Origin of the sequence: Luteibacter aegosomatis (genome assembly GCF_023078455.1) — a bacterium.
In the GTDB taxonomy this organism is placed as follows: Bacteria; Pseudomonadota; Gammaproteobacteria; order Xanthomonadales; family Rhodanobacteraceae; genus Luteibacter; species Luteibacter aegosomatis.
Genome location: NZ_CP095740.1, coordinates 2,869,006 through 2,885,848, shown reverse-complemented (window position 1 = coordinate 2,885,848; position 16,843 = coordinate 2,869,006). Strand labels below are relative to the sequence as shown.

The following is a 16,843-nucleotide window of genomic DNA, read 5'->3' as shown; positions in this document are numbered from 1 at the left end:
GGGTTAACCTGTTCCCACATTCTTCAAAGGACAGGCATGCACGGGCTCGTTTTCATCCAGGATCTCGCCACGGTCATGCTCGTGGCCGGACTCACCACGGTGCTGTTCCAGCGCCTGCGCCAGCCTGTCGTGCTCGGCTACATCATCGCCGGCCTGTTGATCGGTCCGCATACCTTTCCCTTCATCTTCATCCACGACGAAGAAACGATCCGCACGCTCTCCGAGCTGGGCGTGATCCTGCTGCTGTTCGCGCTGGGCCTGGAATTCAGCCTGAAGAAACTGCGCGCGGTCGGAGGGGCGGCCCTGGTGGCCGCCTTCGCCGAGATCGTGCTGATGGTGTGGATCGGCTACGAGATCGGCCGTTTCTTCGGCTGGTCGGCGATGGATTCGATCTTCCTCGGCGCGATGCTGTCGATCTCCTCGACCACCATCATCATGAAGGCGCTGGAAGACCTGAACCTCAAGCGCGAGCGTTTCGCGCAACTGATGTTCGGCATCCTCATCGTCGAAGACCTGCTCGCCATCGTGCTCATGGCGCTGCTCACGGGTATCGCCAGCACGGGCGGCGTGGAAACGGGGCAGGCGCTGGCCGCGGTGGGAAGGCTCGGCCTGTTCATGGCGGTGTCGCTGGTGGTGGGCCTGCTGCTGGTGCCTCGCGTGGTCGACTACATCGCGCGGGTGAGCCGTAACGACGTGCTGCTCGTGGCGGTGCTCGGCATCTGCTTCGGCTTCTGCCTGCTGGTGACCGAACTGGGCTACAGCGTGGCGCTGGGCGCCTTCATGATCGGTGCGATCGTGGCCGAGTCCGAAAGCGTGGCGCGCATCGAGCGGATCATCATGCCGGTGCGCGACATGTTCAGCGCGATCTTCTTCGTCGCCATCGGCATGCTCATCGACCCGGCGTTGCTGGTCGAGTACGCCTGGCCGATCACCATCGTCACCGTCGCGGTCGTGGTGGGCAAGGTGGTGACATGCAGTTTCGGCAGCTTCGTCGCGGGCAACGACGGCCGCACGTCCCTGCGGGTCGGCATGGGCCTGGCGCAGATCGGCGAGTTCTCTTTCGTCATCGCCTCCCTGGGACTGAGCCTGAAGGTGACCAGCGGCTTCCTCTATCCCGTGGCCGTGGCGGTGTCGGCCATCACCACCTTCCTGACGCCCTACCTCATCCGCGCTTCCGTACCCCTGGCGGGCGTTCTGGGCCGCGTGCTGCCGGCGCGCGTGACCGGCGTGTTCGGTGCCTACACGGAATGGATGGGCAACCTCGGCCTGCAAGGGCAGGGCGCCATGGTGATGAAGATGATCCGCCGGCTGGTCTGGCACGTGGCGATCAACATGGTGCTGGTGGTCGCGGTCTTCATCATCGTGGCCTTCGCCTATCGTCGTGGCTTCCTCCACCTGGACCTGTTCAGCGACGAGCCCAACGTGCGGCGCAGCCTCGCCTGGTCGGTGGCGGCGCTGCTATCCCTGCCCATGGTGGTTGCCGCCTACCGGAAGGCCGGGGCGCTGGGCATGCTGCTGGCGGAATTGAGCATTCCCGACCGTTTCGGCGCCCGCACCTACACCATCCGGGCCGTACTGGGCCGGATCATCCCCCTGATGGCGATGCTGATCCTGGGCCTCCTGGTAGCCGCCCTGGCCTCGACGATCCTTCCGCCGCGCGAGGTGGCCATCGTGCTGGTGCTGATCGGCATCGGGCTCACCTGGCTGCTCTGGCGGGTGCTGGTGCAGGTCCATGCCCGGCTGCAGGCGGCCCTGCGCGACACGCTGGAAAAACCCGGGCATGGGCACGAGGAATGACTATTTCGTCACGTTTACGAAAGGCCGGTGAACTTTTGCCGTGAAACCCTGTCTCTCGCCCGTCATTGCAAGCTGGCCGCGAACCACCGCACAATGGCGTTTCTGCCTCCACACGGAGGTGTACTGGCGGCCTCGCCAATCTTTCCAAGAGGGAGTATCGAATGAAGCACTTTTTGCGTCCCACGATGACGGCCGTCGCCCTGGCGGTTGCGCTGGGTACGGCCGCGGGCGCATCCGCCCAGGCCGCCAAGCCCGCTGCCAAGCCGGCTGCCGCTGCCGCGGGTTCGGTCGACAAGCAGAAGGCCAGCTACGTCGTGGGTTGGGATCTCGCCAGCTCGCTGCCGCCGCTCGTGGCACAGGAAGTCGACCCGGCCACGGTCGCCAAGGCCCTGCAGGCCGCGCTGTCCGGCCAGAAGCCGACCATGTCCGAAGCGGAAGCCAAGTCCACGCGTGAAGCCTTCGTGGCCCAGCTGAAGACCAAGGCCGAGGCCGAGTACAACAAGGTCGCCGCACAGAACAAGGCCGAAGGCGATGCCTTCCTGGCCAAGAACAAGACCGCCCCGGGCGTGAAGGTCACCGCCTCGGGCCTGCAGTACCAGGTGGTCCAGGCCGGTACCGGCCAGCGTCCGGGTCCGAACGACACGGTCACCATCAACTACACCGGCACCTTCGTGAACGGCCAGAAGTTCGATTCGTCGGCCGACCACCAGCCGCCGGGTGCGGCCCAGATCCCGCTCGCCGCGGTCATCCCGGGCTTCCGCGAGGGCCTGCAGCTGATGCAGGTCGGCGGCAAGTACAAGCTCTTCATTCCGTCGAACATCGCCTACGGCGCCAAGCCGGAAAACGGCTTCCCGCCGAATGCGACGATCATCTTCGACGTCGAGCTGGTCAAGACCGGTCCGACCCCGGCCGGCAAGGGCCCGGGTGCGGCTCCGACCGTGCAGGACAAGGGCGGCAACTAAGCCCCTGCGGTTTGGGTTGCACGAAAAAGGCGCGGAGCGATCCGCGCCTTTTTTTCGTGGTTTTTCTTTTCGCCCATGGGATGGCGGCTTACAATTCGTCGTTACGACGCATGCGTCGCCCTTCCCGGGAACCTCATGAAAGTCACCATCTTCGGAACCGGCTACGTCGGTCTCGTCACCGGAACCTGCCTCGCCGAAATGGGCAACCACGTGCTTTGCGTCGACGTGGATGCCGGGAAGGTCGAGCGCCTGAAGCAGGGCGACATTCCCATTTACGAGCCCGGCCTCGAACCGATGGTGGTGCGCAACCACGATGAAGGGCGTCTCGGCTTCACCACGGACGCGATCGAGGGCATCGACCACGGCGACGTCGTGTTCATCGCCGTCGGTACCCCGCCCGACGAGGACGGCAGCGCCGACCTCCAGTACGTGCTGGCCGTGGCGCGCACCGTCGGCGATCACATCGATCGTTACACCGTGGTGGTCAACAAATCGACGGTGCCCGTCGGTACGGCCGATCGCGTGCGTGCGGCCATCGCGGAACGGTTGACCGCGCGTGGTTCGTCGGTGCCGTTCGACGTGGTCTCCAATCCCGAATTCCTCAAGGAGGGCGATGCGGTCGAGGATTGCATGCGTCCCGATCGCATCGTCGTCGGCGCGTCGAGCCCGAAGGCCGTGGGCGTGTTGCGCAAGCTCTATGCGCCGTTCAATCGCAATCACGATCGCATGGTGGTGATGGACGAGCGTTCGGCCGAGCTGACCAAGTACGCCGCCAACGCGATGCTGGCGACGAAGATCAGCTTCATGAACGAGATCGCCAACATCGCCGAGCGCGTGGGCGCCGACGTCGAACTCGTGCGCCAGGGCATCGGCGCCGACCCGCGCATCGGTTACCACTTCATCTATCCCGGCGCGGGCTATGGCGGTTCGTGCTTTCCGAAAGACGTGCAGGCGCTGGCGCGCACGGCCCACGCGGTGGGCTACGACGCACGCCTTCTCGACGCGGTGGAAGCCGTCAACGATGCGCAGAAATCGCGGCTGTTCGATCTGCTTTCGGCGCATTTCGGCGGCAAGCTGAAGGGGCTGACCATCGCCGTGTGGGGCCTGGCCTTCAAGCCGAACACCGACGACATGCGCGAGGCATCGAGCCGCCGTCTGATGGAGAAACTCTGGGATGCCGGGGCGAACGTGCGCGCCTTCGACCCCGAGGCCGCCGACGAAACCCGTCGCATCTATGGCGAACGCGCCGACCTCTACTTGGCTGGGCGTCCTTACGAAGCCCTCGAGGGGGCCGACGCCCTGGTGATCGTCACCGAGTGGAAGGCCTTCCGTAGTCCGGACTTCGCCCGCGTGAAGTCGTTGCTGGCCACGCCGGTGATCTTCGACGGTCGCAACCTTTACGATCCCGCGCTGGTGGAGGAAGCGGGCATCGCCTATTACGGCATCGGTCGTGGCCGCAGCCTCAAGGGGCGCGAACATGGCTGAGCTGGACGAACGCATGATGGAGCTGGAGGTGCGCCTGGCCTTCATCGACGACACGGTCAACGGCCTGTCGTCGGCGGATGCCGAGATCGCACGCCGGCTCGATCTGCTGGAACGGGCGGTGCGCGACCTGCGTTCCGACCTTGGCAACATGCGCGCGGGCCTGGGTAGCGATCCGGCTACCGAGCCGCCGCCGCCGCATTACTGAAACCGAACGAGTCTTACCGATCATGGCAGAGTCCCTGCGCGACCAGTTGTTGAAAAGCGGCCTCGTCAAGGAGATCCGCGAAGAGAAAAGGAAGTCCTCGCCGCCGCCTCAGAAGCAGGGTGGCGCGAGCGGTCAGCCGTATGCGGGCAAGAATCCGCGCCATGGCGGCAAGCCGCAGCAAGGTGGCCGCCCGGGGCAGGGCCCTGGCCCGAAGCCGCAGGGTGGCCAGCGTCCGCCACGCAAGGACGGCGAGATCGACCTCGCCAAGGCGTATGCCATCCGTGCGCAGACCGAGGCCAGCGAACGCAAGAAGGCGGAAGCCGAGGCCGCCGAGCAGGCCCGTTTGCGCAAGGAAAAAAAGCGCAAGGTCGAAGCGTTGCTGAAGGACAAGGCGCTGAATCTCGCCGAGGCCGATCACGTGCGCCACTTTCCGTATGGCGAGAAGATTCGCCGGGTCCACGTCGATGCCGTGCAACTGGCCGCGATCAACGCGGGTGAGCTGGGCGTGGTTCAGCAGAACGGCCGCTATCTCGTGGTGAGCAAGGCGGTGGTGGAAGAACTGCGCGGCATCGCGCCGGAGTTCATCGCGTTGATGGTCGATCCGAATGCGAAGAGCGAGTCGGACGACGGGGTGCCTGACGACCTGATGTGGTGACTCGGCGCCGTTTCGCTTCGTAGGATTCGACAGGGGCCGCTCCCACCCTTCGGTAGGAAAGCTTGCTACCGAAGGGTGGGGGCGGACCCTGTCCGCGAATAAAGCTCGCGATTAGGCCACAGGCGTTTTGAGTTCCGGATTGTCCCAACCTTCTTTCGCCGCGAACCGTGCCCCATGCTTCTGCTCGAGCTTCGCCAGCCGCTCGCGAACCGTGGCGACGCCTTCGGTGCGCACGTATTGGATGGGGCCGCCGCGGAACGGTGCGAAACCGGTGCCGAAGATGATGCCGGCGTCCAGCAGGTCGGCATCGTCGACCACGTTTTCCGCGAGGCAGGCGATGGCTTCGTTGACCATCGGCAGGATCATGCGGTCCTGCAGGTCGGACGGCGGCACGTAGTCCGGATCGACCTCGGGTTTCTCGGGCTTGCCGTCCTTCCAGACGTAGAGACCCTCGCCGTCCTTCTTGCCGCGCTTGTTCGCGGCAAGCTTTTCCTCGAGGCCTTGCGGCACCTCGAGACCCAGGAACGGTGCCAGTTCCTTGCCCACCGAGGCGCAGACGTCGAGGCCAACGGTGTCGGCCAGTTCGATCGGGCCCATCGGCATGCCGAATTTCTTCGCTTCGCGATCGAGTACCGGCCCCGGCACGCCTTCGTTATAGAGGCGCATGGCCTCCATGAGATAAGGCATGAGAATGCGGTTGACCAGGAAGCCCGGGGTTCCCTTGACCGGTACCGGAAGCTTGCCGATGGCCTTGCAGAACGCGAGCGCACGTTTTTCGATGTCGGCGTCGAGCCGGTCGTGGCGGACGACTTCCACGAGCGGCATCTGCGCCACGGGATTGAAGAAGTGCAGGCCCAGGAAGCGTTGCGGCGCGACCAGGCCCTGCCGCAGTTCGTCGAGCGGAATGGACGACGTATTGCTGGCGAGGATCTCGTCGGCCTGGAACTGCGGCTCGATGGCCGCGTAAAGCGCATGCTTCGCTTCGGGATTCTCGAAGATCGCCTCGATGGCGAGATCGGCGTCGGCGACGCCCCTGCCTTCGACGTCGGCGCGGAGGCGCGCGGTGGCGGCTTCGACCTTGGCGGGTGTCTTGAGCTTCTTTTCGAACAGCGTATTCGCCCGCTGGATCGCCGGTTCGATGAAGCGCAGTTCGCGGTCTTGCAGCGTGACTTCGAAGCCCTTGAGCGCAGCCCACGCGGCGATGTCGCCACCCATGGTGCCCGCGCCGACGACGTGCACGTGCTCGATGCCATGCTCGATGCCGCCGCCGAGGCCCTTGAGCCGCTCCTGCAGGAAGAAGATACGGATGAGGTTGCGGGCGGTGGGCGTGGTGGCGAGCTTCGCCACCGACCGGGCCTCGAGCTTCAGGCGCTGCTGGATGTCGTCTCCGCCTCGGGCCCAGGTATCGATGAGGGCGAACGGCGCCGGGTAATGCTCCTTGCGCACCTTGGCGGCGGTCTGCTTGCGCACCATCGGTGCCAGGATGGCCCGCGCGGGGGCGGTGTTCGTGGCCCATGCCTTCGCACGCTGGGCGAAGGGACGTTTCTGCGGACGCTTGGCGAGATGGCGTGCCTCGGCGAGAAGTTCGTCGGGACGGGCCAGGCGGTCGACCAGGCCCACGGCCTTGGCGCGACGCGCGTTGAACGGCTTGCCCGTGAGCATGGCCGGCAACGCGTCCGGCGCGCCAATGAGGCGCGGGAGGCGGGCGCTGCCGCCCCAGCCCGGGTGGATGCCCAGCATCACCTCGGGCAGGCCGATCCGGGTGGCGTCGTCGTCGGCCGCGATGCGCATGCGGCAGGCGAGGGCCAGTTCGGCGCCTCCGCCCAGGCAGACGCCGTGGATCGCGGCGACCGTGGGGCAGGGAAGGCGGGCAAGGTTCTCGAAGACGCGCTGGCCGTACTCGATGGTTTCCAGCACGGTGCCGGTCTGCGCGTATTCCACGAATTCGCGGATGTCCGCGCCCACCGCGAAACCGGAGCGCTTGGCCGAGTGGATGACCACGCCGGTCGGGTTTTCGATGCCCAGGCGTTCGACGAGCGTGTCCAGCTCGTCGAGCACGTCGCGGGAGATCGCGTTGGCGCTGGTGCCCTCGCGGTCGAGCGTCAGGACGACGATGCCGTCGTCGCCCACGCTGGTCTTCCAGTGCTTGAATCGGAGTCCTTCGAACATGGCGGTCGTGCGGTGGCGAGTGAGCGCACCACCATACCGTCCCATCGGGACGAATGCGAGATACCGGCGCGTATGGTGGCCGGGCCTTTCCGCGCAAGGCGCTGGCGCCTTTGGGCATTTGGCTCGATACTTTGAGGGATTTCTGCCTTTTCCGAGCCCATGTCCGTCGATCCGCAAGCAGGCACCGACCTCTTCGAACGCATCCTGTCGGCATCCGGGCCGCTGGTGGCGCTCAAGACCACCGACCTGGCCGCGCTGGTGGACCAGTTCCGTCTCGTCGCCCGCCGTACCGGCCAGGCCGCCTACCTATGGGGCGCGAGCGAAGGGCTGGTGAGCCTGCGTGACGCGCAGATGCGCGTTCCCGGCTGCGCGCGCCTGGGCGACGCGCTTCGATACATCCTGCAGAGCCTGCACTTCGGCGTGTACCTCCTCGAGGTGCCGTCCGGGCCCATCAGCGCGACCGACAGTGCGCTGTTGCGGCAATTGGCCCGGGCACAGACCGGCCATGTGCGCCGTGTGGTGCTCCTCGGCACCACGGCCGCCCAATTGGGCGGACTGGGCGACGAGGTGGTGGTCGTCGATGCCGATCGGCACGCCAGGTCGGCGACGCCGCGCCTGCGCGACGGGCGCTGGGTGGTCTGAACGGGTATGACGGACCCCAGGGGAATCCTCGTTTTCACGCCGCGCCGGGATATCCGTCGCGCGATCTTCGATGCGCTCGACGTGGAAGGCGATTTCTTCCTGCTGAGCGCCCGCGACGCGGAGCAGCTGACCTCGTTGCTCGCCGACGCGCCGCCGCTGCACGTGGCGGTGGTCGCCGCCGATGGCACCGAGGACCTCGCCCAAGGTCTGCGCATCCTGCGTGCGCATGCCGCGTACGCGACCTTGCCCATCGTCTACCTGGTGGCCGACGATCTTCCCGGCCTGACGCCGGAAGGGCATGCCTACTGGCTGCGCGAAAGCGCCGTCGAGCACGAACTGGTGCCTCGCCTGCGCGCGGCCATGGCCGCGCCGGCGCCGGTCACCCTGGCGGAGCCACCCCCGGGGGCGGACTACCGTTTCGCTTTCGACGCCGGCGCGGCCTGGGTCGTGGCGACCACGCCCGACGGCTGCATCCTCGAAAGCGGCGAGTTGATGAACCGGCTGTGCCTGGGCGACGGCCCCGTGGAAGGACGCCTGCTCGGTGAGCTTTTTTCCCTCCCTGACGGTATGTCCTGGCCGTTGCCCGACGGCGATGCCCACCCTTGCGTGCTCCGCCGGACCGATGGGCGGGACGTTCCCGGCGAAGTGGACGTGCGGCACCTGGTCAACGGCGGCGACCACCGCATCGGCGTGGCGTTTCGCGACCTGCGCGTAAGCCACGTGGCCGATCGCGCGTTGGCGTTGCTGGCCGAGCTCGATGCCTTTCCCGCCGACGACGAAGGCATGAACGCCACGGCCGCGAAGGTGGCCGATGCCCTTGGCCTGGACGTGCTGGCGGTATGGTCGGCCTTTCCCGAAAGCGATCACGATCCCGAGCTGGTGGCCCGCGTGTGGAACGGCGGCGAGCAGGTCGAATGGGCGGAAGCGGCCGATATTTCGCTCCTGAAGCTGTGCCTCGGCGGCGAAACGCTGTCGCAGCTGGTCGAAGGGCAGGGCATTTCCCTGGCCGATCCGCTGGTCGAAGCGCTGGGGTTGCACGCTTTCGCCTTTGTCCCCCTGCTCGACGAACGGCACAACGTGTTCGGGGCGATGCTCGCCGGCAGCCGCCGCCACGGCGGTGCGGGCCGCATGCTCGAAGTGGCCTTGCGCGCCGTCGGCGCGCGCTTCGCCGCGGCGCTGGAGCTGCGGCGAAGCCGTGAACAGGGCCGGGCCCGGGGCCTGATCGATCCGCTGACGGGGCTGCCCAACCGCCTGCTGTTCGACGATCGCCTGGACACCACCATTCGCGAGGCCGAGCGCACGGGCGAATGTTTCGCCACGCTGATGATCGACCTGGACCGCTTCAAGGGCATCAACGACACCCTGGGCCACGCGGCGGGCGACCAGGTGCTGTCCGCCGTGGCGCGCCGCCTGCGGTCGAGCGTGCGCGGCTCGGATACCGTGGCGCGATACGCCGGCGACGAATTCACGATGATCCTGCGGCACATCGTCAAGCGCGACGACGTGCAGCGCATCGCCGAGAAGGTGGTGCAGGCCATGGAAGTGCCGCTCGACCTCGGCGACGGCTCCGAACTTCAGGTAACGGTATCCATCGGCATCGCCTTCTTCCCCGACGACGCGGTGGAGGGCGATATGTTGCTCCATCACGCCGACGAGGCCATGTACGGCGCCAAGAGCCTGGGTCGCAACAACTACCAGGTCTACGCGGTCAATCTCGATGCGTCGCAGCAGCAGCAGATCGAACTGAAGTCGCGCCTTCGCCATGCGGTGCGCAACGGCGAACTGAGGGTGTTCTACCAGCCGCAGGTCGACGCGGTGAGCGAGGACATCGTCGGCATGGAAGCCCTGGTGCGCTGGGAGCATCCCGAACTGGGCATGATCAGCCCGGCATTCTTCATCCCCATGGCCGAGGCCACCGGTCTCATCGTGCCCATCGGCGAATGGGTGCTGCGCACGGCGTGCCAGCAGGCCAAGGTCTGGGAAGACCGCTACGGACTGGGCCTGCGCCTGGGCGTCAATCTTTCGGCGGTGCAGTTGATGCAGGCCGACCTCGCTGACGATGTCGCCGCGGCGTTGCGCCAGACGGGGCTGAGCCCGTCGCTGCTGGAGCTCGAGGTGACGGAGAGCATCAGCGTCAAGACCGTGCCCGATCTCGAGGAACGGCTCGGTGCGCTGCATGCACTGGGTTGCCGTATCGCCATCGACGACTTCGGCACGGGCGCGGCCTCGCTCGACTACCTGCGCCGCCTGCCCGCCGACCGGATCAAGATCGACCAGAGCTTCGTGCGTAATATCGGCGTCGATCCCGACGACGAGGCGATCGTGCGTTCCACCATCGAGATGGCGCATCGTCTCAAGCGCGGGGTGGTGGCCGAGGGGGTCGAGGTCGAGGAGCATCTGCAGTTCCTTCGCGCACAGGGCTGCGACGAATTGCAGGGCTACCTGTTCTGCAGGCCCTTGCCCACGCTCACTTTCGACAAGCTGCTGGCCGAGCGGGAGCGCCTCGTCAGCGAGGGGCGTTCGGTTGCGCCGGCGTAAGCCGGGTTGAGGTGGCGGGCGCGATCCGCATATTTTCCCTGGGAATGGCCGGCGCGGTGAACTTGCGTCGTCGGCTTTTGTCTCATTTGCGCCCGCGACTGGCCCCTGAAGAGTTAAGGAGACGGCCCGGATGGGCGAAAACGAACTGGATCAAGCACTTGTCGAACGCGTGCAACAGGGTGACCGGCGCGCATTCGACCTGCTTGTCCGCAAGTATCAGCACAAGGTGGTCGCGCTGATCTCCCGCTACGTCCATGACTGGACCGAATGCGAAGACATCGCCCAGGAGGCTTTCGTGCGCGCGTGGCGTGCGCTCGGCTCCTTCCGTGGCGAGAGCGCCTTCTACACCTGGCTGTACAAGATCGCCGTGAACACGGCCAAGAATCACCTCGTCGCCATGGGCCGGCGCCCTCCCACGGGAGACATCGACATCGAGGATGCCGTCTACGTGCCAGGGGCCACCCGGATGCACGAAAGCGCCACCCCCGAACGTGAACTCATGCGCGAACAGGTGGAACAAACGGTGTTTTCCACTGTCCAAGCCCTGCCCGAGGAGCTTCGGGCCGCGATCACCCTGCGCGAGGTGGACGGCAAGAGTTACGAGGAAATCGCCGCCATCATGGATTGCCCCATCGGCACCGTCCGTTCGCGTATCTTCAGGGCCCGCGAGGCCATCGACGAAAAACTGCGGCCATTGCTTTCCGACCGCGAGGACAAAACCCAATGAGCGAAGCCAATCGGGAATTTCTCTCCGCCGGTATGGACGGAGAGCTGTCACGGGAGGAAATCCGCTTCCTGCTGCGGCGCCTGGAAGCCGACCAAGGCCTTTCGGAGGCATGGTCGCGCTATCACCTGGGCCGTGACGGCCTGCGCGGCCAAACGGTGCCGCCGGTATCCCGGGATTTCGCCAGTCGGGTCATGGCCGCCATCGAAGCCGAAGTCGCCACCGCTCCCGCGGGTGCGCCGCGGCGCCGTTGGCTGCAGTGGTCGGCGGGCGGTGCGATCGCCGCCAGCGTCGCCGTGGCGGCCCTCATGCTTTCCCAGCCCTCGGGCAGCGGCTCCGCCGGTGCGCCGCAGGTTGCATCGCGGGCTGCCAGCCCAGCCCCCGAGAGCGTCGCGCAAGTAGCCGATATCGCGCGCGAGACCGCCCAGGCGCCAGTGGCGCCGCAATGGCTCAGCGGCGGCAACATGGCGTCGCAGTTCACGCAGAAGGCCGCTTTCGAAGGGCCGGGCGACGACGGCGCGGTCTATCTGCCGCGGTCCACGCCCTATCAGATCCACCGTACCCGTGCCGCTGCTCAGGCGCCAGACAACAGCCCCTACATGCTGCTGATCCGGCCCGATGGTAGCCGTTATGTGGCACCGGTTGCCGCGCCTCAGGCCCGCTGAGGCACCTGGCTTTCCCAGCGCGCCGTGCGTCCACGGCGCGCCGCTCGATCACCCCCGTTTCGTAACGATCCGTGCGGCATGCTCCGCACGGGCAGCCGTGGCTTAAAAAGGAGGAAAACGATGGCTTTCTGGCATGTACGCGCGCTTCTGGGCGGCGCCCTGGTCGTGGCGGCGACGGGTGCGCAGGCGCAATCGCTGCCGGACTTCACCGGGATCGTCGACAAGTACGCCCCCGCGGTCGTCCACGTGGAGGCGAAGACCACCGGAGCGGCGCATCGCGCCAAGGGGCGCACCGGCTCGCCGAAGACCGCGCCCGACGACCAGGACCAGGACGAACTGCTCCGCCGTTTCTTCGGCATGCCCGGGATGCCGGGCATGCCCATGCAGCCCCGCGAGCAGACCTCGCTGGGCTCGGGCTTCATCATCTCGGCCGACGGGTACATCCTCACCAACGACCACGTCGTCGACGGCGCCGACGAGGTGAAGGTCCGTCTCCAGGACCGTCGTTCGTTCACGGCCAAGGTGGTGGGTGAAGACCCGCAGTACGACATCGCGTTGCTCAAGGTGGATGCCAGCGCGTTGCCCACCGTCACCATCGGCGATTCGCGCTCGGTGAAGCGCGGCCAGTGGGCCCTGGCCATCGGCTCGCCGTTCGGCCTGGACGCCACGGTAACCCACGGCATCATCAGCGCCGTGGGCCGCAACCTCGGCAGCGGCGACCAGCCGTATACCTCGTTCATCCAGACCGACGTGCCGATCAACCGGGGTAATTCGGGCGGTCCGCTGTTCAATCTGCAGGGCCAGGTCATCGGCATCAATTCGCAGATCTACTCCACCTCCGGCGGCTACCAGGGCCTGTCGTTCTCGATTCCCATCGACGTCGCGATGAACGCGGTGCAGCAGATCAAGGAAAAGGGCTACGTCTCCCGGGGCATGCTGGGCGTCACCGTGCAGCCGGTCGACGAGTTCGTGAAGAACCTCGACCTGCCCACCGCCAGCGGCGCGCTGGTGGCGCAGGTCACGGCCGGCAGTGGTGCGGACAAGGCCGGGCTGAAGCAGGGTGACGTCATCCTCTCGTTCAATGGCACGCCGATCATGCAGTCGGCCGACCTGCCGCCGCTGGTGGGCATGACCAAGCCGGGCTCGAATGCCAAGGTAGAGATCCTGCGCGACGGAAAGAAGCAGACCGTCGACGTGAAGGTCGGCGAACTGCCGCGTGACAAGGACGCCTTGGCGGCCGCGTCGTCCGGTGGCGATTCGGCGGGCGGCTCGGCCGCCGCCCTGGGCATGTCGGTCCAGGACATCGACGCCTCCACCCGTTCGGAACTGGGCCTGAAAGCAGGCGAGGGCGTGGTGGTGAGCAAGATTTCCGGCCGGGCGGCTCAGGCGGCCGGCCTGCAGTCGGGCGACATCGTGCTCATGGTCAACCAGAAGCGCGTCGGCACTGCCGCGGCCTTCCGCGAGGCCACCAAGGGGGTCAAGCCGGGCGATACGGCCATGCTGCTGATCCGCCGCGACGATGCCACCCGGTTCGTGGGAATCACCGTACCCAGCGATCGCTGAAACACGGGCCACCCTCCGGTCGGCGGCGGGTGGCCTTCCATGCGATAATGCGGGATTAGCGTCGGCCCGGATGGGCCGGCGCGCGTCGTTCGCGCCGCGAGCGATGGTGAACGTGACCACGGCGCTCCATGGAACTCATCCGCAACTTCTCCATCATTGCCCACATCGACCACGGCAAGTCGACCCTGGCCGACCGCATCATCCAGTTGTGCGGAGGCCTGTCCGAGCGCGAAATGGAAGCGCAGGTGCTCGACAACAACCCGATCGAGCGCGAGCGTGGCATCACCATCAAGGCCCAGTCGGTCTCGCTGCCCTACAAGGCGCGTGACGGCAAGACCTACCAGCTCAATTTCATCGACACCCCCGGCCACGTCGACTTCTCCTACGAGGTGAGCCGTTCGCTGTCCGCCTGCGAGGGTGCCTTGCTCGTGGTCGACGCGGCGCAGGGCGTCGAGGCCCAGTCGGTCGCCAACTGCTATACGGCGATCGAGCAGGGCCTCGAGGTCATCCCGGTGCTAAACAAGATCGACCTGCCCACCGCCGACGTGGAGAAGGCCAAGGCCGAGATCGAGGCCGTGATCGGACTGGACGCCAGCGACGCGATCCCCGTGAGCGCCAAGACCGGCCAGAACGTCATCGAGGTACTCGAGGCGATCATCCATCGCATCCCCGCGCCGAAGCCCCGTGGCACCGACAAGCTGCAGGCGCTGATCATCGACTCCTGGTTCGACAACTACCTGGGCGTGGTCTCGCTGGTGCGCGTGATGCAGGGCGAGATCCGCCCCGGCGACAAGATCCTGGTGATGTCCACGGGGCGCACCCACCTGGTCGACGACGTCGGCGTGTTCACCCCGAAACGCAAGAAGCTCGAAAAGCTGTCGGCGGGCGAAGTGGGCTGGATCAACGCCTCCATCAAGGATGTGCACGGTGCGCCCGTGGGCGATACGCTCACTCACGCCGGCAAGCCGGCCGAGGAGCCCCTGCCGGGCTTCCAGACCATGCAGCCGCGCGTCTTCGCGGGCCTGTTCCCGGTCTCGGCCGACGACTACCCGGCGCTGCGCGAAGCCCTCGACAAGCTGCGCCTCAACGACGCCGCCATGTTCTTCGAACCGGAAAGCTCCGAAGCCATGGGCTTCGGCTTCCGCTGCGGATTCCTTGGCATGCTGCACATGGAGATCGTGCAGGAACGCCTCGAGCGCGAGTACGACCTCGACCTCATCACCACGGCGCCCACCGTGGTCTACGAGGTGGCCAAGACCGACGGCACCGTCATCGAGCTCGACAACCCGGCCAAGCTGCCTCCGCCGCAGACCATCGCCGAGATCCGCGAGCCGATCATCGTCGCCAACGTCCTCACGCCGGCCGATTACGTCGGCAACGTGATCAAGCTGTGCGAAGAGAAACGCGGCGTGCAGCGCTCCATCCAGTACCTGGCCACCCAGGTGCAGGTGACCTACGAACTGCCGCTGGCCGAGGTGGTGCTCGATTTCTTCGATCGCCTGAAGTCGGTGTCCCGCGGCTACGCCTCGATGGACTACCACCTCGAGCGCTTCGATGCCGGCCCGTTCGTGCGCGTGGACATCCTCATCAACGGCGATCGCGTCGACGCGCTGAGCCTCATCGTGCACCGCTCTCACGCGGACCGCCGCGGGCGCGAGCTGGTCGAACGCATGAAAGATCTGATCCCCCGCCAGCAGTTCGATGTGGCGATCCAGGCCGCCATCGGTGCGGCGGTGATCGCCCGCTCGACGGTGAAGGCCCTGCGCAAGAACGTGCTGGCCAAGTGCTACGGCGGCGACGTATCGCGAAAGAAGAAACTTCTCGAAAAGCAGAAGGAAGGCAAGAAGCGCATGAAGCAGGTCGGCAGCGTGGAGATCCCACAGGAAGCCTTCCTGGCGGTGCTGAAGGTGGACAAGTAAACGCCACCCCGGCGGCATGACGTTTCACACATGGAAACCCGGCGCCGGATGCGCCGGAATGGACCTCGCGGTCCTTTGACACGATTGACGGAGTTGGCATGGCATTCGATTTCTCGGCGATTCTGCTCGGCCTGACGGTCCTATTCGGACTGATCTGGCTGTTCGACCGCCTTTTCCTGGCGAAGGGTCGCCGTGCCCGCGCCGAGGCCACGGGCGAAGACCAGCCCGAGTCCTGGCCGGTGGACTGGGCACGTTCCCTTTTTCCCGTGATCCTCGTGGTGCTGTTGCTGCGCTCCTTCGTGGCCGAGCCCTTCCGGATTCCCTCCGGCTCGATGATGCCCACGCTCGACGTCGGTGATTTCATCCTGGTCAACAAGTTCACCTACGGCCTGCGCGTGCCGGCCTTCAACAACAAGCTGGTCGAGAACGGCGAACCGCGTCGCGGCGACGTCGTGGTGTTCCGCTTCCCCGGCTACGTCTGCAAGGACGAGCAGGGCAAAACCATTCGCAGCGGCGACGTCACCTGCCAGAACCCCCATGCGCCGGTGCCCAGCGAGAACTGGATCAAGCGCGTGATCGGCCTGCCGGGCGACCGCATCGAAACCCGGGGCAGCGAGCTCTACATCAACGGCGAACGCGTGGGCGCCGACGAGATCGGCCCGTACAAGGGCAACGTGAACGAGCCGGAAGACCGCCTGCTGATGACCTACGGGTCCAAGCTCTACACCGAGCACCTGGGCAGCATCAACCACACCATCGCGCTCACCCCGGCCTACAATATGCCGCTCGATATCCCCAATGCCGGGGTCCCGTCGGAAGTGCCCAAGGGCTGCTATATCGTGATGGGCGACAACCGCATGAACAGCACCGACAGCCGCTGGTGGGGCTGCATGCCCGAGAAGAACCTCGTGGGCAAGGCATTCTTCGTCTGGCTGGCCTGGCGCGGCCCGGGCAACGGCTGGTTCGATTTCGGCCGGATGGGCCGGATCATCCATTGACGAAACGGTGCCCACCGTCACGTCCGCCGAGGTTACGGCGGGCGGCGGACGCGGTAATCTGGCACGGCGGGGCGCTTGGCGCCCCGCATCTCATCGGCACTAACTCAGGGGAGCCGCCCGCGCGGCGGGACGTGAACGCATGAAGACCAGGCAATCGGGTATCACCCTCATCGGCTTTCTCATCGTGTTGTTCGTGCTCGGCTTTTTCGCCTTCATGGGCATGAAGCTCGTGCCGTCGTACATCGAGTATTTCGGCGTGAAGAAGGCCATGACCCAGATGGCCTCCGACGGCGGTTCGGGCGACCTCAACGACATTCGCCGCAACCTCATTTACAAGATGGGCTTCCAGTACGTCGACGATGCCACCATCCGGCCGCAGGACATCACGATCGACCGCCGCAACAACGCGCAGGTGCTCGAGGTGTCGTACGACAAGCGCATCCATTTCCTCTACAACATCGACTTCCTCCTGCACTTCGAAAACGCGGTGCCGATGAGGAATGTCCAGGCATGACGGCTCA

Annotated in this window: 14 protein-coding genes; 13 read left to right on the top strand and 1 reads right to left on the bottom strand. The window is 66.2% G+C overall.

Annotated elements, in window-relative coordinates; all coding sequences use genetic code 11:
- The first annotated feature begins 36 nt into the window (after positions 1 to 36).
- The 5 genes from L2Y94_RS12850 (at position 37) to L2Y94_RS12830 (ending at position 5,104) form a co-directional block, all read left to right on the top strand.
- On the top strand, positions 37 to 1,797 hold the full coding sequence (locus L2Y94_RS12850; RefSeq protein ID WP_247367077.1) for a cation:proton antiporter: 1,761 nt from the start codon (positions 37 to 39) through the stop codon (positions 1,795 to 1,797).
- A 161-nt stretch (positions 1,798 to 1,958) separates the two neighbouring features.
- Positions 1,959 to 2,759, top strand: coding sequence for an FKBP-type peptidyl-prolyl cis-trans isomerase (locus L2Y94_RS12845; protein WP_247367076.1), 801 nt, complete (start codon positions 1,959 to 1,961; stop codon positions 2,757 to 2,759).
- Between the two features lie 135 nt (positions 2,760 to 2,894).
- The gene (locus L2Y94_RS12840) at positions 2,895 to 4,244 is read left to right on the top strand and encodes a UDP-glucose dehydrogenase family protein (RefSeq protein ID WP_247367069.1); all 1,350 of its coding nucleotides are present in this window, start codon (positions 2,895 to 2,897) and stop codon (positions 4,242 to 4,244) included.
- Positions 4,237 to 4,449 (top strand): SlyX family protein, encoded by a 213-nt coding sequence (locus L2Y94_RS12835; protein WP_144909087.1) that lies wholly within the window; start codon positions 4,237 to 4,239, stop codon positions 4,447 to 4,449. The genes L2Y94_RS12840 and L2Y94_RS12835 overlap by 8 nt, the downstream gene beginning before the upstream one ends.
- 22 nt (positions 4,450 to 4,471) lie before the next feature.
- Positions 4,472 to 5,104, top strand: a complete 633-nt coding sequence (locus tag L2Y94_RS12830; protein WP_247367067.1) for a DUF2058 family protein — start codon at positions 4,472 to 4,474, stop codon at positions 5,102 to 5,104.
- A gap of 111 nt (positions 5,105 to 5,215) precedes the next feature.
- Here the strand turns inward: L2Y94_RS12830 and L2Y94_RS12825 are convergent, their stop codons facing one another.
- Positions 5,216 to 7,273 (bottom strand): 3-hydroxyacyl-CoA dehydrogenase NAD-binding domain-containing protein, encoded by a 2,058-nt coding sequence (locus L2Y94_RS12825; RefSeq protein WP_247367066.1) that lies wholly within the window; start codon positions 7,271 to 7,273, stop codon positions 5,216 to 5,218.
- A 159-nt stretch (positions 7,274 to 7,432) separates the two neighbouring features.
- Here L2Y94_RS12825 and L2Y94_RS12820 point away from each other — a divergent pair, with 159 nt between their 5' ends.
- The 8 genes from L2Y94_RS12820 (at position 7,433) to L2Y94_RS12785 (ending at position 16,836) form a co-directional block, all read left to right on the top strand.
- Positions 7,433 to 7,915 (top strand): hypothetical protein, encoded by a 483-nt coding sequence (locus L2Y94_RS12820; RefSeq protein WP_144909081.1) that lies wholly within the window; start codon positions 7,433 to 7,435, stop codon positions 7,913 to 7,915.
- 6 nt (positions 7,916 to 7,921) lie between these two features.
- The gene (locus tag L2Y94_RS12815; protein ID WP_247367065.1) at positions 7,922 to 10,453 is read left to right on the top strand and encodes a putative bifunctional diguanylate cyclase/phosphodiesterase; all 2,532 of its coding nucleotides are present in this window, start codon (positions 7,922 to 7,924) and stop codon (positions 10,451 to 10,453) included.
- 130 nt (positions 10,454 to 10,583) lie between these two features.
- The gene (gene rpoE, locus L2Y94_RS12810) at positions 10,584 to 11,180 is read left to right on the top strand and encodes an RNA polymerase sigma factor RpoE (RefSeq protein WP_247367064.1); all 597 of its coding nucleotides are present in this window, start codon (positions 10,584 to 10,586) and stop codon (positions 11,178 to 11,180) included.
- Positions 11,177 to 11,842, top strand: coding sequence for a sigma-E factor negative regulatory protein (locus L2Y94_RS12805; RefSeq protein ID WP_247367063.1), 666 nt, complete (start codon positions 11,177 to 11,179; stop codon positions 11,840 to 11,842). The genes rpoE and L2Y94_RS12805 overlap by 4 nt, the downstream gene beginning before the upstream one ends.
- Positions 11,843 to 11,962: 120 nt before the next feature.
- A complete protein-coding gene (locus L2Y94_RS12800) occupies positions 11,963 to 13,405 on the top strand; it encodes a Do family serine endopeptidase (RefSeq protein ID WP_247367062.1) in 1,443 nt (480 codons plus the stop codon).
- A gap of 128 nt (positions 13,406 to 13,533) precedes the next feature.
- Positions 13,534 to 15,324 (top strand): translation elongation factor 4, encoded by a 1,791-nt coding sequence (lepA, locus tag L2Y94_RS12795; RefSeq protein WP_247367061.1) that lies wholly within the window; start codon positions 13,534 to 13,536, stop codon positions 15,322 to 15,324.
- Positions 15,325 to 15,422: 98 nt separating this feature from the next.
- Positions 15,423 to 16,322, top strand: coding sequence for a signal peptidase I (gene lepB, locus L2Y94_RS12790; protein WP_247367060.1), 900 nt, complete (start codon positions 15,423 to 15,425; stop codon positions 16,320 to 16,322).
- Between the two features lie 139 nt (positions 16,323 to 16,461).
- Entirely contained in the window at positions 16,462 to 16,836 is a 375-nt protein-coding gene (locus L2Y94_RS12785; protein WP_247367059.1) for a DUF4845 domain-containing protein, read from the top strand.
- The last annotated feature ends 7 nt before the right edge of the window (positions 16,837 to 16,843 follow it).